23 protein-coding genes are annotated in these 21,399 nt (G+C 36.0%); 16 read left to right on the forward strand and 7 right to left on the reverse strand.

What is annotated here, in order from left to right:
- Window positions 1–210: 210 nt before the first annotated feature.
- Both DZ858_RS08640 and DZ858_RS08645 read left to right on the forward strand, forming a co-directional pair.
- Window positions 211–855, forward strand: a complete 645-nt coding sequence (locus DZ858_RS08640; protein ID WP_147309581.1) for a hypothetical protein — start codon at window positions 211–213, stop codon at window positions 853–855.
- Window positions 856–994: 139 nt separating this feature from the next.
- Window positions 995–1,645: a peptidoglycan-binding protein LysM gene (locus DZ858_RS08645; RefSeq protein WP_117159156.1), complete on the forward strand. Its 651-nt coding sequence runs from the start codon at window positions 995–997 to the stop codon at window positions 1,643–1,645.
- A gap of 8 nt (window positions 1,646–1,653) precedes the next feature.
- Here DZ858_RS08645 and DZ858_RS08650 read toward each other — a convergent pair whose 3' ends face one another.
- The 4 genes from DZ858_RS08650 to dnaA form a co-directional block, all read right to left on the reverse strand.
- Window positions 1,654–2,367 carry an SAM-dependent methyltransferase gene (locus DZ858_RS08650; protein WP_117159157.1) on the reverse strand — a complete coding sequence of 238 codons (714 nt, stop codon included), beginning with the start codon at window positions 2,365–2,367 and terminating at the stop codon, window positions 1,654–1,656.
- Window positions 2,368–2,374: 7 nt separating this feature from the next.
- Entirely contained in the window at window positions 2,375–3,760 is a 1,386-nt protein-coding gene (locus DZ858_RS08655; protein ID WP_239990746.1) for a PQQ-dependent sugar dehydrogenase, read from the reverse strand.
- Between the two features lie 47 nt (window positions 3,761–3,807).
- Entirely contained in the window at window positions 3,808–4,260 is a 453-nt protein-coding gene (locus DZ858_RS08660) for a low molecular weight protein-tyrosine-phosphatase (protein ID WP_117159159.1), read from the reverse strand.
- 113 nt (window positions 4,261–4,373) lie between these two features.
- Complete coding sequence (dnaA, locus tag DZ858_RS08665; protein WP_117159160.1) at window positions 4,374–5,801, reverse strand: chromosomal replication initiator protein DnaA; 1,428 nt, start codon at window positions 5,799–5,801, stop codon at window positions 4,374–4,376.
- A gap of 211 nt (window positions 5,802–6,012) precedes the next feature.
- Between dnaA and DZ858_RS08670 the strand changes: the two genes are divergently transcribed.
- A complete protein-coding gene (locus tag DZ858_RS08670; protein ID WP_117159161.1) occupies window positions 6,013–6,417 on the forward strand; it encodes an acyl-CoA thioesterase in 405 nt (134 codons plus the stop codon).
- Here DZ858_RS08670 and DZ858_RS08675 read toward each other — a convergent pair.
- The 3 genes from DZ858_RS08675 to ribD all read right to left on the reverse strand — a co-directional run bounded on the left by DZ858_RS08675 (window position 6,414) and on the right by ribD (window position 9,032).
- A complete protein-coding gene (locus DZ858_RS08675; RefSeq protein ID WP_394340447.1) occupies window positions 6,414–6,977 on the reverse strand; it encodes an IMPACT family protein in 564 nt (187 codons plus the stop codon). The genes DZ858_RS08670 and DZ858_RS08675 overlap by 4 nt on opposite strands.
- A 103-nt stretch (window positions 6,978–7,080) precedes the next feature.
- Window positions 7,081–7,953: a DMT family transporter gene (locus tag DZ858_RS08680; protein WP_117159163.1), complete on the reverse strand. Its 873-nt coding sequence runs from the start codon at window positions 7,951–7,953 to the stop codon at window positions 7,081–7,083.
- Window positions 7,950–9,032 (reverse strand): bifunctional diaminohydroxyphosphoribosylaminopyrimidine deaminase/5-amino-6-(5-phosphoribosylamino)uracil reductase RibD, encoded by a 1,083-nt coding sequence (ribD, locus tag DZ858_RS08685; RefSeq protein WP_117159164.1) that lies wholly within the window; start codon window positions 9,030–9,032, stop codon window positions 7,950–7,952. The genes DZ858_RS08680 and ribD overlap by 4 nt, the downstream gene beginning before the upstream one ends.
- Before the next feature lie 27 nt (window positions 9,033–9,059).
- Between ribD and DZ858_RS08690 the strand changes: the two genes are divergently transcribed.
- From DZ858_RS08690 to DZ858_RS08750, 13 genes are all read left to right on the forward strand, one after another.
- Window positions 9,060–9,545 carry a GNAT family N-acetyltransferase gene (locus DZ858_RS08690; protein ID WP_117159569.1) on the forward strand — a complete coding sequence of 162 codons (486 nt, stop codon included), beginning with the start codon at window positions 9,060–9,062 and terminating at the stop codon, window positions 9,543–9,545.
- A gap of 10 nt (window positions 9,546–9,555) precedes the next feature.
- A complete protein-coding gene (prmC, locus tag DZ858_RS08695) occupies window positions 9,556–10,413 on the forward strand; it encodes a peptide chain release factor N(5)-glutamine methyltransferase (protein WP_117159165.1) in 858 nt (285 codons plus the stop codon).
- Between the two features lie 26 nt (window positions 10,414–10,439).
- Window positions 10,440–11,030 carry an LOG family protein gene (locus tag DZ858_RS08700; RefSeq protein ID WP_117159166.1) on the forward strand — a complete coding sequence of 197 codons (591 nt, stop codon included), beginning with the start codon at window positions 10,440–10,442 and terminating at the stop codon, window positions 11,028–11,030.
- A 77-nt stretch (window positions 11,031–11,107) separates the two neighbouring features.
- Window positions 11,108–11,809: an aquaporin Z gene (aqpZ, locus tag DZ858_RS08705; protein WP_117159167.1), complete on the forward strand. Its 702-nt coding sequence runs from the start codon at window positions 11,108–11,110 to the stop codon at window positions 11,807–11,809.
- Between the two features lie 55 nt (window positions 11,810–11,864).
- Complete coding sequence (ligA, locus tag DZ858_RS08710) at window positions 11,865–13,859, forward strand: NAD-dependent DNA ligase LigA (protein ID WP_117159168.1); 1,995 nt, start codon at window positions 11,865–11,867, stop codon at window positions 13,857–13,859.
- A 59-nt stretch (window positions 13,860–13,918) separates the two neighbouring features.
- Window positions 13,919–14,437: a DUF6913 domain-containing protein gene (locus DZ858_RS08715; protein WP_117159169.1), complete on the forward strand. Its 519-nt coding sequence runs from the start codon at window positions 13,919–13,921 to the stop codon at window positions 14,435–14,437.
- Window positions 14,434–15,309 carry a 4-hydroxy-tetrahydrodipicolinate synthase gene (dapA, locus tag DZ858_RS08720; RefSeq protein WP_117159170.1) on the forward strand — a complete coding sequence of 292 codons (876 nt, stop codon included), beginning with the start codon at window positions 14,434–14,436 and terminating at the stop codon, window positions 15,307–15,309. The genes DZ858_RS08715 and dapA overlap by 4 nt, the downstream gene beginning before the upstream one ends.
- 136 nt (window positions 15,310–15,445) lie before the next feature.
- Window positions 15,446–16,258, forward strand: coding sequence for an outer membrane protein assembly factor BamD (locus DZ858_RS08725; RefSeq protein WP_239990748.1), 813 nt, complete (start codon window positions 15,446–15,448; stop codon window positions 16,256–16,258).
- Between the two features lie 10 nt (window positions 16,259–16,268).
- A complete protein-coding gene (locus DZ858_RS08730) occupies window positions 16,269–16,604 on the forward strand; it encodes a DNA-directed RNA polymerase subunit omega (RefSeq protein ID WP_117159570.1) in 336 nt (111 codons plus the stop codon).
- A gap of 4 nt (window positions 16,605–16,608) precedes the next feature.
- Entirely contained in the window at window positions 16,609–17,820 is a 1,212-nt protein-coding gene (gene coaBC / locus DZ858_RS08735) for a bifunctional phosphopantothenoylcysteine decarboxylase/phosphopantothenate--cysteine ligase CoaBC (protein WP_117159172.1), read from the forward strand.
- Window positions 17,813–18,703 carry a type IX secretion system protein PorD gene (gene porD / locus DZ858_RS08740; protein WP_117159173.1) on the forward strand — a complete coding sequence of 297 codons (891 nt, stop codon included), beginning with the start codon at window positions 17,813–17,815 and terminating at the stop codon, window positions 18,701–18,703. Before coaBC ends, porD begins: the two co-directional genes overlap by 8 nt.
- Window positions 18,704–18,804: 101 nt before the next feature.
- Window positions 18,805–20,457, forward strand: coding sequence for a DNA repair protein RecN (gene recN, locus DZ858_RS08745; RefSeq protein WP_117159174.1), 1,653 nt, complete (start codon window positions 18,805–18,807; stop codon window positions 20,455–20,457).
- Between the two features lie 117 nt (window positions 20,458–20,574).
- On the forward strand, window positions 20,575–21,390 hold the full coding sequence (locus DZ858_RS08750) for an enoyl-ACP reductase FabI (RefSeq protein WP_117159175.1): 816 nt from the start codon (window positions 20,575–20,577) through the stop codon (window positions 21,388–21,390).
- Window positions 21,391–21,399 lie beyond the last annotated feature (9 nt).

The following is a 21,399-nucleotide window of genomic DNA, read 5'->3' on the forward strand; positions in this document are numbered from 1 at the left end:
TTCATCTATCACCTCTACAAATACCTTTATATTAAATATGGTTGAGTTTAATTTCAACACGTAAGAAGAAATAAACGCTCTTTGATATACAGATTTCATAGAACTTATGGCTGGCACATTATTTGTTAAATAGGTGTCTGAACTTAAGGCTATTACGCTTACGCACGAAGTGTAAGCGCAATAATTATAATTTTTAAAACTAAGTAAAACATGAGAAAACGTTTTATGAAATTGTCTGTGCTACTGCTTGTAACTATATTTTGTGTTACAGGTTTTTCTTCGAAAGAAGAAATGAAATACAGTAGTCCTATATTTACTACGGACGTCATAGGGGCATCATCTTATGTTCCTTATAACTTTGAAGTAAATATGAATCCCCAACAGAATATTCCCTTTGTTGGGAAGTCGTACCTTGGCTTTTGTGAAGACCTCGGCTTTAGTGAAAGCAGTGGTAATTACAAGGCTGTTAATAGATTAGGTTATTTGGGAAAATACCAGTTTGGCTGGTCTGCTCTTAATTGGGTCGGTATTCATAATAAACGAAAATTTTTAAATTCTCCATTATTACAGGAAAAAGCGTTTGAAGCGTTGATTTCTAAAAATAAATGGGTTCTTAAAGATTATATCAATGAATATAAGGGTCAAATTATAGATGGTATTAAAGTAACCGAGTCTGGTTTAGTAGCAGCAGCCCATTTGGGAGGGGCAGGAAATGTAATGAAGTTTCTCGATACTGATGGGAAAGTGGTTTTTAAAGATGCCAACAACATTCCCATTACAAAATACATGCAAACATTTGCAGCGTATGATGTATCATCAATCCTTCCAGATAACAACGCCACGGCGACATTATAATTATTGAAAAAACCAGGTAGACAAGCCTGGTTTTTTCATTTAACAAACTTTAACAGTTTAATTATCAGATTAATAAAAAAGGTGTATATTTGCGCGCTGAAAATAAGAGTGTGAAATTTCTCACTCGAACTTTTAAATAATGAAAAAAAACATAGCAGGATTATTAACCGTACTTACTGTAACAGCATTATTTTTTAGTGGATTTACCACAAAAAATAATGTGGATCTTTCCCACTACATTTTAGATGATGAAGTGATGGATTATAACGTTCCTAATAAAGAGGAAATGATAACCTATACCAAGCCTGTTCCTACCCCCAATTATTCCTTATTTTTAGGAAAATCGTATGTGGGCTTTAAAGAGGCTTTAGGTTTTAAAGAATCGCGGGGTGATTACACAATTATCAATCAATTTGGATATTTGGGTAAATATCAGTTTGCATCTGCAACTTTAAGGATGATTGGTGTTTATAATCCAAATTCCTTTATAAATGATTCCCGTTTACAAGAAGAAGCATTTACTGCCTACACAGCAAGAAACAAATGGATTTTGCGCAGGGACATCAAACGTTTTTCTGGAAAATACGTTAACGGAGTTAAAGTGACTGAATCTGGTATCTTAGCAGCAGCACATTTGGCTGGTGCCGGAAATGTGAAAAAATATTTACGAAGCGGCGGAACTATAGGATTCAGTGATGCTTTTGGAACTTCTATAGGGTATTACCTTAAAAAGTTCAGTGGGTACGACACTTCATTTATACTTCCTAATAGAAAAGCTAAAGTGCTTTAAACACACTTTTACTTTTGAATAATAAATAAAGTGGGTCTTTTATTAAGATCCACTTTTTTGTTTTTCCAGTTTTCGGCGGTGTCCGTTTTAATAAATTCTGAAGGAAGTGTAATATCACAGGCCACACATATTTTGGTTTGCGGGTGTAATGCAGTAGTTAAACTTTCCAGCATCTGGTTATTTCGGTAGGGCGTTTCAATGAACAATTGAGACTGTTCGTATTCCAAAGAAAGCTTCTCTAGCCGTTTTATTGCAGTCTTTCGTTCTTTTTTATCAATAGGAAGATACCCATTAAAGGCAAAATTCTGTCCATTAAAACCACTAGCCATCATCGCCATTAAAATAGAAGAGGGGCCTACTAACGGAACCACTTTTATGCCTTGTAAGTGAGCTTGCTCTACAACACCAGCACCAGGATCTGCAATACCAGGGCAACCAGCATCGCTTATAACTCCTACATCAAAACCTTCTAGACACGCGGATAGCATTTGAGGTATTTCACTTGCATCTGTAAATTTATTTATGAGTTGAAATTTTAAATCTGGTTGCGATTTTCGAGGAACAATACTTTTTATAAAACGTCTTGCGTTTTTTTCATGCTCAACAATATAATAGTCAATGTGTTCAACTGCTTTTTTTACTAATAATGGTAACACCTCTAAAGGCGGAGTATCGCCAAGCGTACAAGGTATTAAATATAGGTTTCCTTTTTGGGGTTGTATAAGCTTTTTATTGTATCACTAATTTTTTTATGATTTCGTTTCCACTTTCTGAAATAGCTTTCACAAAATACATGCCGTCATTGAAATTTGTAACGGAAATCGTTTTAGTTGCTGTGGGTTTATTTTTTTCAGAATAAATAATACTTCCTTTTACATCGATAATGGTTATTTCAGAAAATAAAATATTGCTCGCTTTTAATGACACTGTGTTTGATGCTGGGTTGGGTAATAAGAAAACATCTGAAACTTCATCAATATTTGAATTTGAAAGAATTTCTCCTCCTTCAATTTTATAGATATCACCACCAAGGGCGACAGCATACAGTTCACCATTGACATCTTCTCCAAATGAAACCCAGTTTTGCTGAATATCCAATTGTTCTACAATAGTCCCTGATTGATCAAGCGTGCTTATAGTTCCGTTACAATAATCGGCAAATATATAAACTCCTTGTATGTCGGCATATACATTCCCCCGGTAGACATATCCTCCTGTTATGGAACAATTTCCACTTCCTGATCCAGAAGAATATTCAGCTATTGGGAATGTAAGTTCGCTTTGTGGTGGGCAATTAGAGGTATTAAAAGGGGCTGAACCCTCATAACAGCGCCAGCCATAATTTAAACCAGCATCGGTAGCGGCAGCTTTGTCAATTTCCTCTACTTCATTTTGCCCTACATCGCCAATCCAAATATCACCGTTTAACGAATCAAATGAAAATTTCCACGGGTTTCTAAGTCCGTATGCCCATATTTCATCTCTAGCATCAGGATTTCCAATAAAAGGGTTGTCCGAAGGAATCGAATAATTTTCTGTCCCATCTGGATTATCTATATCGAGACGAAGCATTTTGCCTAATAGTAAAGTGAGGTTTTGTGCATTGTTACTCGTATCGCCACTACCTCCCCCATCGCCTGAAGAAATATACAAATATCCATCGGGCCCGAATGCTAAACAGCCACCATTATGGTTACCATTGGGTTGATTGTAGTCTATAATTGGTAACTCTGAATTTGCATCTGCTACATCGACATTTGAGGCGCTTACACTAAATCTAGACACTTGTGTGTCACCATTGATATCGGTATAATTCACGAAAAAATAACCATTATTTTGATAATCGGGATGAAAGGCAAGACCTAAAAGACCACGTTCACCACAACAAGAAACTTGACCAGAAATATCTAAAAAAGGTGTTGAATTGATTGTTCCGTCAGGGTTTATAATTTTAATAATTCCGTTTTGCTCTACCACAAATAGACGATCGTCACCTGCGTGCTGAAGATTTACAGGACTATTAAATCCATCCTTAAACAGTTCGATGGTAACTTCTTGAGCGGTAATTTGGGTAATAAATAGAAATGCGAGGAAGTAAGGGAAATATTTTTTCATGGTTTTCATTTTCTACTAAAATAACGAAAACCATTTAATAAATACTCTTAAATACGATTTGCTATTTTTTCACAAGCTTGATTGAGCATGTCATATACCTTGTCGAAACCACTGTTTCCACCATAGTAAGGATCCGGCACATCAACATTTTCACCTGGGAAAATTTCTTCAAGTATTAATTGTACTTTTTGTTTATCTTCTTCAGTTTTGGCAAGCTTCAAGACATTTTCTTTATTAGAATTGTCCATCACAAAAATATAATCAAACTCCTTAAAATCTTCTGTTTTAAATTGCCTTCCTTGCTGATTGGTAATGTCTAAATTATTTTTTTTAGCAACGGCAATGCTTCTTGGGTCAGGTTGTTCGCCTACGTGCCAATGTCCGGTTCCGGCAGAGGTTACATAAATATTGGAGGTGTTTATTTTAGATTTCAAAAGGCCTTCTGCCAAAGGGGAGCGGCAAATATTTCCTAAACAGACCATGATTACTTTTGTTTTCATTTTTTCAGCAATTATTCAGTTTACATTCACTTAGTAACGAAAATAAGTGATTGGTTATTGAAAGTAGGTTAGGGGGATGTTAAAAATCCAGCTATTAGGCTGGATTGATACGATTATAAAGTTAATTTTTTATTGAGATCTTCTACATACTTCCGGAACTGTTTATCAGTGCTCGAAAGATTATTGACTGTTTTACAAGCATGTAATACCGTTGCATGATCGCGTTGTCCTATTTGTGACCCTATAGAAGCCAAAGAAGCTTTGGTAAGTTTTTTAGCAAAGAACATAGCCAATTGACGTGCTTGAACAATATGTCGTTTTCGAGTTTTGCTTTGAAGCGTATCCACATCCATTTGGAAATAGTCGCTTACAATTTTCTGAATGTAATCGATAGAAACTTCTCGTTTGGTATGCTTCACATAGTTATCAACAATCTTTTTAGCAAGATCAATGGTAATATCCTTTTTGTTGAAAGATGAATGTGCAATCAACGAAATAATAGCACCTTCCAATTCACGAATGTTTGTTTTGATATTGTTTGCTAAAAACTCAATAATATCTTCTGGCATTTCTACACCATCACGATATAATTTATTTTTGATAATTGCCACACGAGTATCGTAATCTGGATGATTTAATTCAGCCGACAACCCCCACTTAAAACGAGAGAGTAAACGTTGTTCAATATCCATCATATCGACAGGCGCTTTGTCACTCGTTAAAATAACCTGCTTTCCGTTTTGGTGTAAATGGTTAAAAATATGGAAGAAAACATCTTGAGTTCCTGCTTTTCCGGATAATAACTGAATATCATCAACAATCAAAACATCGATTATTTGATAGAAATGAATAAAATCGTTTCGGTTGTTCTTTTTAACAGACTCAATATATTGTTGTGTAAACTTTTCCGCAGAAATATAGAGAACTGTTTTTTCAGGGTACTTATCTTTAATTTCAACTCCAATAGCGTGTGCAAGGTGTGTTTTTCCTAAACCGACACCACCAAAAATTAACAAAGGGTTAAACGAAGTTCCACCAGGTTTGTTAGCTACAGCCATTCCAGCCGAGCGGGCCAAACGGTTACTTTCTCCTTCCAGAAAGTTATCAAAATTATACGAAGGATTCAATTGTGATTCAATCTTTACATTTCGAATCCCTGGAATGATAAATGGATTTTTCAGTTCAGGGCTTTTGTTCTTTACTGGAACATCAATTTCCTGAGATTGTAAATGACTTCGGTTTGAACTTGGTATTTTTTCGGTAAAAGGTTGCTTGTTACCATAGGTGTTTTCCATTCTAATAACATACACCAGTTTGGCATCTTTACCCAATTCTTTGGTGAGAGCAACTTTCAGTAATTTTACATAATGTTCTTCTAACCATTCGTAAAAGAATTTACTGGGCACTTGAATGCTCAGTGAATTATCTGTGAGTTTCACTGCATTTATAGGTTCGAACCACGTTTTATAAGCCTGAGAAGTAATGTTATCTTCAATGAAGGACAAACAATTGTTCCAAACCGATTTTGCAGTTTTGCTCATAGTTACTGTTGAAGTAATTAGTTTATTTAATTTAGATTTGGCTAAGAAGTAAAAAACAAGAGTATGTTTTTTTCAGTATCTTAACGGTACAAATATGTGAACAAAAAAATGAATAAAAAAACACAAAGGCTATTGAATTATTAGTTTTTTTTGTGCATACTCTAATACGGATAAAACTACAAAAAAAGATTGGCACCTAAGGCATAAAACTATGAAAAAATCCCTTACAAAAATACGCGTGCGATATGGCGAAACCGACCAAATGGGCGTGGTATATTACGGCAACTATGCACAATACCTAGAACAAGGACGAACAGAATGGCTTCGTGAACTAGGCTTTTCCTATAAATGGATGGAAGAACATGATATACAGCTTCCGGTTGTTAACTTGAATGTGGATTATAAACGTCCAGCGAGATATGACGACTTATTAACAATAACGACTGTCTTAAAAAAGACACCAACAGTCAAAATAGAATTTCAGTATGAAATACACAATGAAGCTAATGAACTTTTAGTGACTGCGACTACGACTTTAGTTTTTATAGACACTCAAACCAATAAGTTGAGAAAAGCGCCAGATTATTTATTGAAAAGACTTGAGAAGGAGAACTAATCTTCTATTTTTTTAATGGTAATTTTATACGTGTTTTCAAATAGTTCGAAAATACGATTTGCTTCTTTTTGACGAACGGATATCTCTATTTCACAGGTTAACTCCATTTTTTGATTGATGATGTTCAGGTCTTCATCTTTTATAATGCGCATTACGGTATTCATCTCGGGGTATTCAAATTTCAGTAAAAAGGTTTCGTCAATCGTTCTTTTTACAATTTTTGAATTTTCCAAAGCCATTTGAGCCCCTGTTTTGTAAGCTTGAATTAAACCGCCGACACCCAATTTGGTTCCGCCAAAATAACGTACTACCACAACTAGAGTGTTTGTTACATCGAACGATTGTAGTTGTCCGTAAATGGGCATTCCGGCACTGTTTGAAGGTTCACCGTCATCGTTGGCTCGGTAGGCTTCGTATTCCTTACCCAGTTGCCATGCGTAGCACCAATGGCGTGCTTTGTGGTGCTTGTTTTTTAGCTCTTCTATGTGTTCTTCAATTTGTGCTTCATTTTTAACGGGAAAGGCATATCCGAAAAATTTACTGCCTCGATCTTTAAACAAGACTTCTTTTGAAGGTTTTGTAATGGTTTTATATGTGTCTTTTTCTGAAGAAATAGTTGTGTGTTTTTAATATTAAATTATAGTGTCTTAATTACTTTACGCTTTACCATTTTGCCAAAGCTACCAAAAAGATACTGATCACGGCAAGGATAATTCCAATCCAGTTTTTCCGTAGTAGTCTTTCTTTAAAAAAGGTAATTCCCAATAGTGTAGATACCATAACAATGGCTACATTATTAACCGTAAAGACCCCTGAACTTTCTAATATATCACTGCGTAAGGCTTGTATAATATAGTAGATTGAAAAATAATTAGCAAAACCCAAAGCGATACCGCCAATAATGGTTTTAAATTGAAATGAAAACGTCCCTCTTATCTTTTGACCGATTAGAATCAAAATTCCTATACACGCTGCTGCTGAAAAAATAATAGCTGAAAATAGTGCGACCTCATCTTCAGCCACCATCGTATCTTCCAAATATTTTATACTCGTATCAATAAAACCACTACCTAAGAAAACCAATAATGGATAGATTAAATTCTTTTTTTGAATGGCGATGCCGTCCTTGGTTTTTATAGAGGCCAAATACACGGCAACCAATGCTAAAATTATTCCTAAAATCTTTAAAATCCCTAAGCTTTCTTTGTAATAAACTAAGCCGAAAGCAATAGGAATAACCACACTCATTTTTGTAGCTACTGAAACTACCGACAATCCACTCTTTTGGGTTGTAATGGCCATTAAATTGAAAATAATGATAAACAAAGCGCCAAGTCCTAAGGTGTAGTAAAACCAAGGTTGTTCTGGTACGTGAGCCAATGTCAGGTCCCCTTTATAAAAAAATAACCCACATGAAAAGGCAACAATATAATTGACTACAATAGCGTGCAGCGTATTGATTTTAAAACGATCAAAAAGTTTAAATACCACAAAAATTAAAGTGGAAGAGAGAATGCTAAAGAGTAGAGCTGTCAAGTAGCGTTGTTTTTAAATAGTTGTAGTGTATCGTTTTGAAGGTTTTCTTCAGAAAGTAAAGAGATATTCGTTTTTTGCTCTTCTGAAAAACTAGGGACTTTTACACCGCTTCCAAAAATAGAACTTCCAGTAAATATATAAGCTTCATCCCAAAGGTTGTCCTTAATAAAAGTATTTATGGTTATACTTCCGCCTTCAATAATCACTGATTGTAGGTTGTATTTATACAACACGCTACAGATTTGTTGGGCTATGTTTTTTTGAAAATCAACAATTTCAAAGTTAATGTTTTCTAATGCTTCTCTCTGTTCCTCGGTAATTATAATGGTAAGAACCTTTCCGTCCATAACGGAAGCTTCTGGCGGAATTTTCAAATTTCTGTCAATTATAACTCGAGTAGGAGACGTGCCTTTCCAGTCACGTGTTGTTAAGCTAGGGTTGTCTTTTAAAACAGTATTGGTTCCTACTAAAATAGCCTCTTCTTCTGCTCGTAATTTATGTGTTCGTTGGCGAGAATAGGTGTTGGTAATCCAAACAGGTTTTTGACCTGTAATATTTTTTGAACTAGTTGAAGGTTCAGCAGGTGCAATAAAGCCGTCTTTTGTCTGTGCCCATTTTAAAATAATATACGGTCGTTTTTTATTATGAAACGTGAAAAAGCGTTTGTTTAAATTAATACAATCATCTTCCAAAATTCCGACAGTTACATCGCAACCAGCCTCTATTAATTTTTTTATACCGTTTCCAGAAACTTTAGGGTTGGGGTCGGTACTGCCAATTACTACGCTCTTTATTCCGTTCGCTATAATTAAGTCGGCACAAGGAGGTGTTTTTCCAAAATGGCTGCAAGGTTCTAAGCTTACATATATGGTAGCTTCTTTTAAAAGGTCTTTGTCAGCAACACTATTTATGGCATTCACTTCGGCATGCGGTTGTCCGGCTTTGTAATGCCAACCTTCGCCAATAATTGACTGATTGTAAACAATAACGCTTCCTACCAGCGGATTTGGGTAGGTAGTCCCCAGTCCGTTTTTGGCCAAATCGATGCAGCGTTGCATATATTTTTCATGTACCTTCACGCAGTAAAAATACAAGGAATTGCTTACATGGACACACCAATTATTCGTCTTATTGAAAAGAATGATAATCCTCAAATTGCCAGTGTAATACGTTCGGTTTTTGAAGATATGAATATTCCAAAAAAAGGAACGGCTTACGAAGATAAAGCCTTAGATTGTATGTATGAAACCTATGATAAAGACAAAGCTTGCTATTTTGTGGTGGAAGTAAACGGTACTGTAATTGGAGGTGCCGGCATTTCAAAACTCGATAATTATGAGGGTAATGTGTGCGAACTACAGAAAATGTACTTTTTGCCTGAAGCAAGAGGAAAAGGCTTAGGCGCAACTATGATAAAAATGTGTTTGGTAAAAGCGCGCGAATTCAATTTTGAAAAATGTTATATTGAAACCATGCCAGATATGACAGCTGCTCAAAAACTTTATAAAAGTGTTGGTTTTGAGTTTTTAGACAGTCCTTTGGGAGATACTGGTCACCATTCTTGTCCGGTTCATATGTTGATGAAACTTTAGTGTTGAAGAGATGAAATTAAAAGAGCTAAAACTTAAATTTACTGAAACGCTTTCAGAAGTTTACCCTTCAGAAGAAATACAATCTTTCTTTTTTATTCTTTCTGAAAAATACCTGAATCTTGCTCGCGTACAAATAACGCTTGAAGCAGATAAAGAAATTGGTTCGACTACCCTGAAAAAGTTTGAAACAGCTTTAGAGAGGCTAAAAAAACAGGAACCTATACAATATATTGTAGGTGATACGGAATTTTATGGGCTCACTTTTAAAGTAAATAAAGACACTTTAATACCTCGACCAGAAACAGAAGAACTGGTAGAGTGGATTATAGAAGATTCTGTTTCAGAAAAAAGTAACGATTACAGTATTTTAGATATAGGGACTGGTTCGGGTTGTATTGCTATTTCATTAGCAAAAAAACTTTCGGGAGCTGCTATTTCGGCATTAGACTATTCATATGAAGCATTGAAAACTGCTGAAGAAAATGCAAAGCTAAACAATGTTACAGTTCAATTTTTTCAAGAAGATATTTTAAAAACGGGAACTCTTCCACAGCAATACGATGTAATTGTTTCAAACCCGCCCTATGTTCGTGAATTAGAGAAATTAAAGATGCAGAGCAATGTTTTAGACCATGAACCTGCATCGGCATTATTTGTAAGTAATTCAGATCCATTATTGTTTTACCGAACTATAGCAAGGCTTTCCTTACGTTATTTAAAGCCAAACGGAAAATTGTACTTCGAGATAAATGAGTACCTTAGTAAAGAATTAATCGAATCTTTAAAAGATGAAGGCTACCCAATTATTAAATTAAAAAAAGACTTTAGAGGAAAAGACCGAATGCTTCAATGTAGAAAAAGTAAGTAATCTTTTCTGCTTTAAAAAATAATCAAATGAAAGAGTTAACTAAAATATGTGTTTTCTGCGGAAGTAGTGACGGAAACGATACTGCCATAGTAGAAGCTGCAGAGAAAACAGGGAAACTGTTTGCCGAGAAGAAGATTACATTGGTTTATGGTGCAGCTAAAATTGGAATTATGGGTGTTTTAGCTAAAACTACGTTAGATAACAAAGGACAAGTAATAGGTATAATTCCTGAATTTTTAAAGAAAAAAGAGGTCGTACACCTTGGCCTAACCAAACTGCACACCACGAAAAACATGCACGAGCGAAAGCTAAAAATGCACGAGTTAAGTGATGGCTTTATTGCTTTACCTGGTGGGATGGGAACCCTCGAAGAGCTTTTTGAAATCATGACATGGTTGCAACTGGGATTACATCAAAAACCCATTGGCTTGTTAAATGTAAATGGTTTTTATAACGATTTGCTCAAGCTACTTGAAACCATGGTGCGAAAAGGTTTTTTGTCAATGGATAATTATGAGCTGCTTTTAGTAGATACCACAATTGAAAATTTGTTGGAAAAAATGCATAACTTTAAAGCACCGGATATTCCGCATTGGTTAAATAAAGACCGAACGTAAGAAACTCCTTTCAGATTAAAATTTCCTTTCTATAAATATTAGGTATATCTTTAATAGCTGCTAATCAGCGGTTTATTATGGGGTCTACTAAAAAGTATTTTGCAGAAGCATTAGGGACGTTTGCCTTGGTGCTATTTGGATGCGGTGCAGCTACAATTGCCAGCGTTTCAGAATCAGGTCCCGAAGGAATAGGCTTGTTAGGTATTTCCTTGGCTTTTGGCTTTTCGCTTGTGGTTATGGTGTATGCCATTGGTCCAATTTCCGGATGCCATATTAATCCAGCTGTCTCTATAGCGATGATGGCTGCTAAAAAATTGTCAGTCAAGGATACCATTGGGTATGTAATTTCACAATGTATTGGGGCAACCCTTGCAGCAGCAATCTTGTATATTATTGTTATTGGTAGTGAAGGTTTTGACATGCCAGAATGGGGGTTGGCTAGTAATGGTTGGGGTGATGGGTATTTGGGCGAGTACAATATTATTTCAGCGTTGGTAACCGAGTTTATTCTTACTTTTTTATTCCTTTTAGTCATTTTTGGCACTACTGCTAAAAAAGCATCTCCATTAATGGCTGGATTGGCCATTGGTATTTCACTAGCATTAATACATATGGTAGCTATTCCTATTACGGGAACATCGGTAAATCCAGCGCGTAGTTTAGCACCAGCTTTATTTGCCGGGGGAAAGGCCTTAGAGCAACTCTGGTTGTTTATTCTAATTCCAATTGCTGGGGGTTTATTTGCTGCTATTGTGCGAAACCTTTTTTTAGAAGACTAAATTTTTCTAAAATATTCTGTAAGGCAAGAAGTGTCTATTCTATATATTTGTTGGTATGAATACGGAACAGCAAATCAACCAGCTTCGTGAGGAGCTTCGCAAACATAATTACAATTATTACGTAATGGATAATCCAACCATTTCAGATTTTGAATTTGATCAAAAACTGAAACAATTACAAGGATTGGAAGAGGCTAACCCAGAATTTTATGATGCAAACTCCCCTACATTACGAGTAGGAGGGCAGATAACCAAAAATTTTGAAACCGTTGCGCACGAGTATCGCATGTATTCGTTAGCTAACTCCTATTCAAAAGAAGATTTAGAAGATTGGGAAACACGTATAAAAAAATTAGTTGATGGTCCAGTTGAGTATGTTTGCGAACTTAAATACGATGGTGCATCTATTAATTTAACTTATGAAAATGGAATGTTGCAAAAAGCTGTAACACGAGGTGATGGGTTTCAAGGGGATGATGTTACCACCAACGTAAAAACCATTAATTCCGTTCCGTTAAAATTACACGGCGATTTTCCACTAAAGTTCGAAATACGCGGCGAAATTGTCTTACCATTTGAAGGTTTTGCACAAATGAATGCCGAGCGCGTAGAAGCCGGAGAGGAACCGTATCGAAATCCACGGAACACGGCTTCCGGGAGTTTAAAGCTTCAGGATAGCAGTGAAGTAGCTAAGCGCCCGTTGGAGTGTTTGTTATACAGTATTAAAGCAGAGCGATTACCTATTTTTACACAATTTGAAAGTCTTGAAAAAGCACGAGAATGGGGTTTTAAAGTCCCTAATGTTGCAAAGCTGACCAAAAGCATTGATGAGGTGTTGAAATTTGTAAATTATTGGGATATCCATCGTCATGATTTGCCATATGAGACTGATGGAGTGGTGATAAAAGTAAATAGTCTTTACCAACAAGAAGAGTTAGGTTACACAGCCAAAGCTCCACGTTGGGCTATTGCCTATAAATTTAAAGCCGAACAGGTTTCCACAAAACTCAATACCATCACCTATCAAGTAGGGCGAACGGGAGCCATTACCCCAGTTGCTAATTTAGAACCTGTTGAGTTAGCGGGAACTATTGTAAAACGGGCTTCGTTGCACAATGCTGATCAAATTGAAAAACTGGATATTCGGGAAGGTGACACTGTGTTCGTAGAAAAAGGAGGCGAAATTATCCCAAAGATTATAGGAGTTGATTTTACCCAACGCGATCCAAAATCTGAGTCAACAATCTATAGAACTACCTGCCCAGAGTGTGACACTGAATTGAGAAGAAAAGAAGGTGAAGCGCAGCATTATTGTCCCAATACAGAAGGTTGTCCGCCACAGATTATCGGTCGTATTCAGCACTTTATTTCCCGAAAAGCGATGGATATTGAGAGATTGGGAGGCGAGACCGTTGCTTTATTGGTTAATAATGGTTTAATTAATAATTACGCCGATTTATACGATTTAAGTAAAGAAGATGTGCTTCCGTTAGAAAGAATGGCAGATAAAAGCGCTGATAACTTGGTAAATGGAATTGAAGCTTCTAAACAGATTCCTTTTGAGCGGGTTTTATTTGCTTTAGGTATTCGCTATGTGGGTGAAACAGTCGCTAAAAAACTGGCAAAACATTACAAAACAATTGATGCACTTTCAACTGCAACTGAAGAGCAATTGATTTCAGTAGATGAAATTGGCGATCGCATTGCAGAAAGTGTGGTTTCTTTTTTTGCTTCCGAAGAAAATAAATTAGTCATTGAGCGCTTAAAAAGCTATGGAGTTCAATTGGAAATTTCAGCAGAGAAATTAGCTAACCAAACCGATAAGCTAAACGGTGAAACCTTTGTAGTTTCTGGGGTGTTTCATAAAGTATCTAGAACTGAATTGAAAAAACTGATTGAAGATAACGGCGGGAAAGTATCAGGATCTATTTCAGGCAAAACAAATTATGTGGTTGCTGGTGATAATATGGGGCCGAGCAAAAAAATAAAAGCAGAAAACCTTGGGGTGTCTATTATATCAGAAGACGATTTCTTAGAAATGATTTCCTGAAAACCATTTTAAAAATGTAGCTGAAACCCGTACTTTTGTGAGAGAAGCTAATAAGGCTCATGTTTGAAAAATTAAAACATAGATCATTACGTAAAAAGATTGAGCAAAACTTGATTACCAGGGATGTTTCAGAAATAAATTCTGAATTAAAAACATTGGGTTTTTTGGTGGACGAAGCTACATTTCAAGATTTTGAACAATTGTATGAGTTTTCAGATTATTTCAATTTGCAGCCGAAAAATGTTAAGGTTTTTTCTTTTTTAGAAGTAAAACGAAAACTTCCTTCTTTGCGGCATAATCAATTGCATAACAAAGACTTTGATTGGAAAGGACATTTACATAACCAGAATGCAAAGGAGTTTATAGATAAACGGTTTGATGTTTTAGTGGGATATTACACCACGAAAAATGATTTTTTAGATAGTATGGTTTCAGCAAGTAACGCTAACTTTAAAGTTGGGTTAGCTGGTGCTGATCCTCGTTTATTTGATCTTTTAATTGATTTGGACCTTAACAACATAGAAGCTTTTAAAACGGAATTAAAAAAATATTTAACTGTATTAAATAAATTAAAATGAAAGAATTGATAGGAACCGGAGTAGCGTTAATTACCCCTTTTAAGGAAGACTTTTCGGTAGATGTAGAAGGATTGAAAAAAGTGGTTAATTATAATATTGATAACGGTACAAATTATTTGGTTGTTTTAGGAACAACAGCTGAAAATGCTACTTTAACCGAAGCAGAAAAACAAGTAGTGATCGATACGATTGTAGAGACTAACAACGGTAAACTACCATTGGTTTTAGGAATTGGTGGAAACAATACCGCAGCCGTACTAGAAGAAATGAAAACTAGAGATGTATCGGCTTTTACAGCAATCCTTTCGGTTTCTCCGGCCTATAATAAACCCACACAAGAAGGGATTTACAATCACTTTGCTGCTATTGCTAAAGAAGCTCCATTGCCAATTGTACTATATAATGTTCCAGGTAGAACAGCGTCAAATATGCTACCAGAAACTGTTATTCAATTAGCTAAAGACTTTAAAAACATCATTGGTATTAAAGAAGCGGCCGGCGATTTAGTCCAAGCGATGCGAATGATTGACGGAACACCAGATGGATTTTTAGTTATTAGTGGCGATGATATGATTGCTTTACCAATGACATTGGCTGGCGGTGCAGGAGTAATTTCAGTAATTGGCGAAGGATTCCCAAAAGAGTTTTCTACGATGATTCGTTTAGGATTGGATAGAAAAGTAAATGAAGCCTACAAAATCCATTACAAGATAGCTCCGGCAATCGATTATATATTTGCCGAAGGAAACCCGGCAGGCATTAAAGCCGTTTTTAAAAAACTGGGAATTTGTAATGATACGGTTCGCTTGCCATTGGTAAAAGCCAGCGGGTATTTACAAAATAAAATAGCTTCTTTTATCGACGAGCTATAGGCACGTTTTTTCAGGGGCAACGTTAATTTTTTCTGAAATCCTCTTTTTTATAGGGTTTAACACAATAATTTAGCCCGATATTTAGTTTTTGTAATCCCATTTAATTCACTAATTTTGCACGATGTTTTTTAACACTATGAAGAATATTATTTTATTGCTTTTTGCCGTGATTATGTTAAGTTCCTGTAGCCAGTACCAGAAGGTATTGTCCTCTGACGATACAGGGAAAAAATATGCATTGGCAGATTCTCTTTATGCGCAGGGGAAATATAAAAAAGCGTTAAAACTTTTTGAACAAATTGTACCAGTATACCGTGGAAAGCCGCAGGCGGAACGCCTTATGTTTTTATACGCTAATACCTTTTACGAGCTAGAAGATTATTATTTGTCAGGATATCAGTTTGAGCGTTTTGAAACGTCTTATCCGCAAAGTGACAGTGTGGAAGTTGCCGCGTACAAATCGGCTAAAAGTTACTCTGAGTTGTCCCCGCGTTATTCGCTGGATCAAGAGGATACGTACAAAGCTTTAGAAAAGCTACAGAGCTACATCAACAAATATCCTAATTCAGAAAAACGTACGGAGGCCAACGAACTGGTTTCTGAATTAAGTGGGAAAATAGAGAAAAAAGATATAGAGATTGCCAATCAAAATCTTAAAATAGCTGAATACATTGGTGATTATAGACCAGCGATTGAATCGTATGATAATTTCATTTCAGACCATCCTGGTTCAGTATACAGAAAAGATGCTTTCTTCGGAAGGTTGCAAGCAGCCTACGAATTAGCAGTACGAAGTGTACCTTCCTTAGTTGAAGAACGACTGATAACTGCACAAGATTATTACAATAAATTTAATAAGTATTATAGTGATACTGATTTAAAGGCCGAAGCCGATTTGATTGCTCAAAATATAGCGGAGCGCTTAGGTGAAAGAGAACAAAAAAGTTAAAACAAGGATTATGATCGATATTAAAAATTCTGAAGCTCCTATCAATACAACGACGATTGATAAGAACAAAATTGACGCGCCAACTGAGAATATTTACGAGGCTATTTCAATTATTTCGAAACGAGCTACGCAAATCAACGGTGACATCAAGAAAGAATTGCTTGAAAAATTGGACGAATTTGCTACGTATAACGACAGTTTAGAAGAAATTTTTGAAAACAAAGAACAAATTGAAGTTTCTAAGTTTTACGAACGTCTTCCTAAACCGCACGCTCTTGCAGTAGAGGAGTGGTTAAACGACAAAATTTACTACCGTAACACAAAGGAAGAAGAATTAGATAAGTAAAAAAATGTCTGTTTTAAGCGGTAAAAATGTGTTGCTTGGTGTTACAGCCGGTATTGCTGCTTATAAAGCTGCTTTTTTGGTCAGGTTATTAGTGAAAAAAGGCGCTAATGTTAAGGTTGTAATGACGCCTTCAGCGAAAGACTTTGTTACGCCACTAACCCTTTCCACACTTTCTAAAAACGAAGTTTTTTCCTCTTTTACCAATGAAGAAGATGAAAATGCCCAATGGAATAACCACGTAGCGTTAGGTCTTTGGGCAAATTTATTTATAATAGCTCCAGCCACAGCCAACACCTTATCTAAAATGGCAAACGGTACTAGTGATAATCTATTATTAGCTACATATCTTTCGGCTAAATGCCCTGTGTATTATGCTCCAGCAATGGACCTAGATATGCACAAACATCCAAGTACTTCGGAAACATTCAAGAAATTAAATAGCTTCGGAAATATACAAATCCCGGCTGAAAAAGGCGAATTGGCAAGCGGTTTATCAGGGAAAGGGAGAATGGCTGAGCCCGAACATATTGTTTCTTTTCTTGAAAACGATATTCAAAAAAAATTACCCCTTCGGAATAGAAAAATGATTATTACTGCAGGTCCTACCCACGAAGCAATAGACCCTGTTCGTTTCATTGGAAACCATAGTAGTGGTAAAATGGGATACGCTATTGCAGAAACAGCAGCTAATTTAGGTGCTCAGGTAGTTTTGGTTTCAGGGCCGGTTAGTTTATCCTTAGAACATAGTAATATTAAGGTAGTGTCGGTAACTTCAGCTGAAGAAATGTACCAAGCTGTTCACAATCATTTTTCTAACTGTGACATAGCTATACTAAGTGCTGCGGTAGCCGATTATAGACCAAAAGATGTTGCTTCAGAGAAAATAAAAAAGAACGACAGTACTTTGACTATTCAACTTGAAAAGACAAAAGATATTTTAAAATCGTTGGGTGAAATAAAGGAACATCAATTTTTAACTGGTTTTGCGTTAGAAACTCAAAATGAGTTGGAAAATGCAAAAAGCAAACTCAAAAAAAAGAATTTAGATTTAATTGTATTAAATTCGCTCAAAGACAAAGGGGCAGGCTTTAAAGCAGACACAAACAAAGTGACTTTAATTGATAAGCACAATAAAGTACAAGCTTTTTCTGTTAAACCAAAGACCGAAGTCGCAAACGATATTTTACAATACATTATACAACAAATAGATGCGTAGATTTTTACTTATACTTTCCGTTTTTATACTTTCATTTACTACACAAGCGCAGGAACTTAATTGTAGCGTAACGGTAGATGCAGAGCAGACAGGACAGCCTAACCTACAAGTGTTCAGAACGCTTCAACAGGAAATGACCGATTTTGTTAATAATACCAAATGGACCAATAAAGTATTTAAAAACCAAGAACGTATAGACTGTAATATGTCAATTATCGTTTCAAGTTTTGAATCAAATTCATTTACAGCAACCATTCAAATACAAGCTTCTAGACCTGTTTATGGTTCAAGCTATAATTCGCCTATCTATAATTACAATGACCGTCAATTCAGTTTTGATTATACGGAGTTTCAGCCCTTGAATTTCAACTTAAACACATTTAGTTCTAATTTAATATCGGTTATTGCATATCACGTGTATACCATCATTGGTTTAGATGCCGATACGTTTGAGTTAAATGGCGGAGATGAATACTTTGAAACGGCTAAACAAATTGTAAACACAGCTGCATCGAGTAATTTTCAAGGCTGGAAACCAACCGATGGTACTCAAACACGTTACCGGTACAACGAAGCTGTAATTTCAAACGTTTATCAAGAATTCCATACCGCTATGTACGAATACCATAGAAAAGGATTGGATGAGATGGCCCAGAGTCCGAAGGATGCAAAAAGTGCTATTACTGATGCGATTGAAACCTTGGCGCAGATTAATAATCGACGTCCGAACTCGTACCTACTCCGTACTTTCTTTGATGCTAAAAGCGATGAAATACAGAGCATTTTTAGTGGAGGCCCCAATGTAGATATTGTAAAATTGGTTGAGAACCTCAATAAATTGGCGCCGACCAAAAGAAGCAATTGGAGCGAAATTAAATATTGATCAATAACCTTATTTCTCTTGTTGTTGTAAAAACTTCATTTTACATTTAAAATCGTTTTCAAAACCGTATTTTTAATACCGGAAAAACTTATTTTATATTTGTGATTACGACTCTAGCCATTAAAAACTATGCTCTAATTGATGATATCCGTATGGATTTCAAAGATGGATTGACCATTATTACTGGGGAAACCGGTGCGGGAAAATCCATACTTTTAGGGGCACTTTCATTAGTATTAGGTAAACGTGCCGATTTAAATAGTATGAAAGATGCTTCAAAAAAATGTATTATAGAAGCCGAATTTGCTATCAAAAAATTTAATTTACAGACTCTTTTTGAAGAAAACGACCTAGATTATGATGCGCATACAATAATAAGGAGGGAGATTTTGCCGAGTGGTAAATCAAGGGCCTTTATTAACGATACGCCGGTAACTTTGTCACAATTGCAAGCGGTAGGACCGTATTTGGTCGATATTCACAGTCAACATGAAACGCTTTCCTTAGCTGAAGAAAATTATCAGATGCAGGTAATCGATGCGTTGGCAGAAAATACGTCGCTTAAAAACACCTATTCTGAACAATTAAAGGCGTACAGAATTACTACTAAAGGATTGGAAGAAGCTAAACTTAAAAAAAGCGAAGCTTCCAAAGAAATAGACTACAATACCTTTTTGTTTACCGAATTGGAAGAAGCCAACCTAGAAGGAATAGATCAAGTAAAGTTAGAGGAAACATATGAAACGCTTAGTAATGCTGAGGAAATACAAGAAACGCTATCAAAAGTAGTTCAATTGTTTTCTGAAGAACAAATCGGTACAATGGAAACCGCCAAGGAAGCACGGGCAGCATTAAGTCAATTGAAAAATTATGGCTCGGTGTATCATGCTCTTTGGGAACGGTTAAACAGCGTGATTATCGAATTGGATGATTTAAGCGAAGAAACCGAACAAATAGCTACATCGGTTGAGGCTAATCCGCAAGAATTACTTGCTATTAATGAAAAGCTGCAAACACTACATAAACTTCAACACAAACACAATGTAGCGACCGTTTCAGAATTAATAGAAATTAAAAATACACTTGACGCAAATATAACCGATACTAACAATCTCGATTCGCATATAGAGAAATTAGAAAAAGAAATTGTTAATTTAAATAAAGAAGTACGGAAAACGGGGAAAGCCATTCACGAGTCGCGTGAGGGGGTCATTCCTAAGTTACAAGAAAAACTAGAAGCTATTTTAGCAAAACTTGGTTTGCTTAACGCTCGTTTTGATTTTAAACTTACATTGACAGAAAGTCTTCGTGAAAACGGAACAGATACACTCGATCTGTTATTTACCGCTAACAAAGGCACAACAATGGGGTCCATAAAAAAAGTGGCTTCTGGAGGCGAAATGAGCCGTATTATGCTGGCTGTAAAAGCTGTTTTGGCAGAATATCAAACGTTACCAACCCTCATTTTCGATGAAATAGACACGGGGGTTTCGGGTGAGATTGCCAATAAAATGGCTGCTATTATGGATGGTATGAGCCATGGTATGCAATTAGTGAGCATCACGCACTTACCGCAAATAGCTTCAAAAGGAGCGCAACATATTAAGGTGTATAAGGAGGATGTAAATAATGTTACGGAAACGCATTTAAAAACACTGTCGCAAGAAGATCGTATTGTGGAGATAGCACAAATGATAGGAGGAAAGAATGTAACCGATTCTGCCTTAGCACACGCAAAGGAATTACTGAATTAAAACCGTATATTTACTGCTTAGTATTTAATGTTATAGATTTCAAATTTTAAAAATATAAATCACTTGATTATAATTGATAATCACTCAATAAATCAGTAATCAAAAACTCAATAGAACATGTCATATAATTTATTAAAAGGAAAACGAGGAATTATTTTTGGCGCCTTGGATGAAAACTCCATTGCATGGAAAACCGCGGAACGCGTTCACGAAGAAGGTGGGGAATTTGTCTTGACCAATGCACCTATAGCATTACGAATGGGGCAGATAAACGAATTGGCAAAGAAAACAAATTCTGAAATCATCCCGGCAGATGCGACCAATATGGAGGACTTAGAAAACCTAGTTGAGAAAGCAACCGAAATTTTAGGGGGTAAACTTGATTTTGTATTGCACTCTATCGGGATGTCAGTAAATGTTCGTAAGGGTAAACACTACACCGACCAAAACTACGATTGGACCCACAAAGGTTGGGACATATCTGCTGTTTCTTTTCATAAAACAATGAACGTTTTATATAATAAGGACGCCATGAACGAATGGGGAAGTATTGTAGCTCTTACTTATATGGCAGCCCAGCGTGTATTCCCTGATTATAATGATATGGCCGACAATAAAGCCTATTTAGAGTCTATAGCAAGAAGTTTTGGGTATTTCTTTGGAAGAGATAAAAAAGTACGCGTGAATACCATTTCGCAATCACCTACACCTACCACTGCTGGAAAAGGAGTAAAAGGGTTTGATGGGTTTATATCGTACGCCGATAAAATGTCACCATTAGGAAACGCAACGGCAATAGACTGTGCTAATTACACAATTTCTTTATTTAGTGATTTAACCAAAAGGGTAACCCTTCAGAATTTATACAATGACGGAGGCTTTTCAAATGTAGGGGTTAGCGATGCGGTTATAGAAGCCTTTGAGGAGGAATAAAAGGAGTTT

Origin of the sequence: Marixanthomonas ophiurae, from assembly GCF_003413745.1 — a bacterium.
Lineage (GTDB): Bacteria > Bacteroidota > Bacteroidia > Flavobacteriales > Flavobacteriaceae > Marixanthomonas > Marixanthomonas ophiurae.

Coding starts and splice junctions, on each gene's coding strand:
- DZ858_RS08730 (WP_117159570.1), top strand. CDS start 16,269: ATGATCGATATTAAAAATTCTGAAGCTCCTATCAATACAACGACGATT.
- DZ858_RS08670 (WP_117159161.1), top strand. CDS start 6,013: ATGAAAAAATCCCTTACAAAAATACGCGTGCGATATGGCGAAACCGAC.
- DZ858_RS08690 (WP_117159569.1), top strand. CDS start 9,060: ATGGACACACCAATTATTCGTCTTATTGAAAAGAATGATAATCCTCAA.
- aqpZ (WP_117159167.1), top strand. CDS start 11,108: ATGGGGTCTACTAAAAAGTATTTTGCAGAAGCATTAGGGACGTTTGCC.
- coaBC (WP_117159172.1), top strand. CDS start 16,609: ATGTCTGTTTTAAGCGGTAAAAATGTGTTGCTTGGTGTTACAGCCGGT.
- dnaA (WP_117159160.1), bottom strand. CDS start 5,801: ATGAGCAAAACTGCAAAATCGGTTTGGAACAATTGTTTGTCCTTCATT.
- DZ858_RS08750 (WP_117159175.1), top strand. CDS start 20,575: ATGTCATATAATTTATTAAAAGGAAAACGAGGAATTATTTTTGGCGCC.
- porD (WP_117159173.1), top strand. CDS start 17,813: ATGCGTAGATTTTTACTTATACTTTCCGTTTTTATACTTTCATTTACT.
- DZ858_RS08645 (WP_117159156.1), top strand. CDS start 995: ATGAAAAAAAACATAGCAGGATTATTAACCGTACTTACTGTAACAGCA.
- DZ858_RS08700 (WP_117159166.1), top strand. CDS start 10,440: ATGAAAGAGTTAACTAAAATATGTGTTTTCTGCGGAAGTAGTGACGGA.
- DZ858_RS08655 (WP_239990746.1), bottom strand. CDS start 3,760: ATGAAAAAATATTTCCCTTACTTCCTCGCATTTCTATTTATTACCCAA.
- DZ858_RS08640 (WP_147309581.1), top strand. CDS start 211: ATGAGAAAACGTTTTATGAAATTGTCTGTGCTACTGCTTGTAACTATA.
- prmC (WP_117159165.1), top strand. CDS start 9,556: ATGAAATTAAAAGAGCTAAAACTTAAATTTACTGAAACGCTTTCAGAA.
- DZ858_RS08715 (WP_117159169.1), top strand. CDS start 13,919: ATGTTTGAAAAATTAAAACATAGATCATTACGTAAAAAGATTGAGCAA.
- DZ858_RS08660 (WP_117159159.1), bottom strand. CDS start 4,260: ATGAAAACAAAAGTAATCATGGTCTGTTTAGGAAATATTTGCCGCTCC.
- dapA (WP_117159170.1), top strand. CDS start 14,434: ATGAAAGAATTGATAGGAACCGGAGTAGCGTTAATTACCCCTTTTAAG.
- ligA (WP_117159168.1), top strand. CDS start 11,865: ATGAATACGGAACAGCAAATCAACCAGCTTCGTGAGGAGCTTCGCAAA.
- DZ858_RS08725 (WP_239990748.1), top strand. CDS start 15,446: ATGAAGAATATTATTTTATTGCTTTTTGCCGTGATTATGTTAAGTTCC.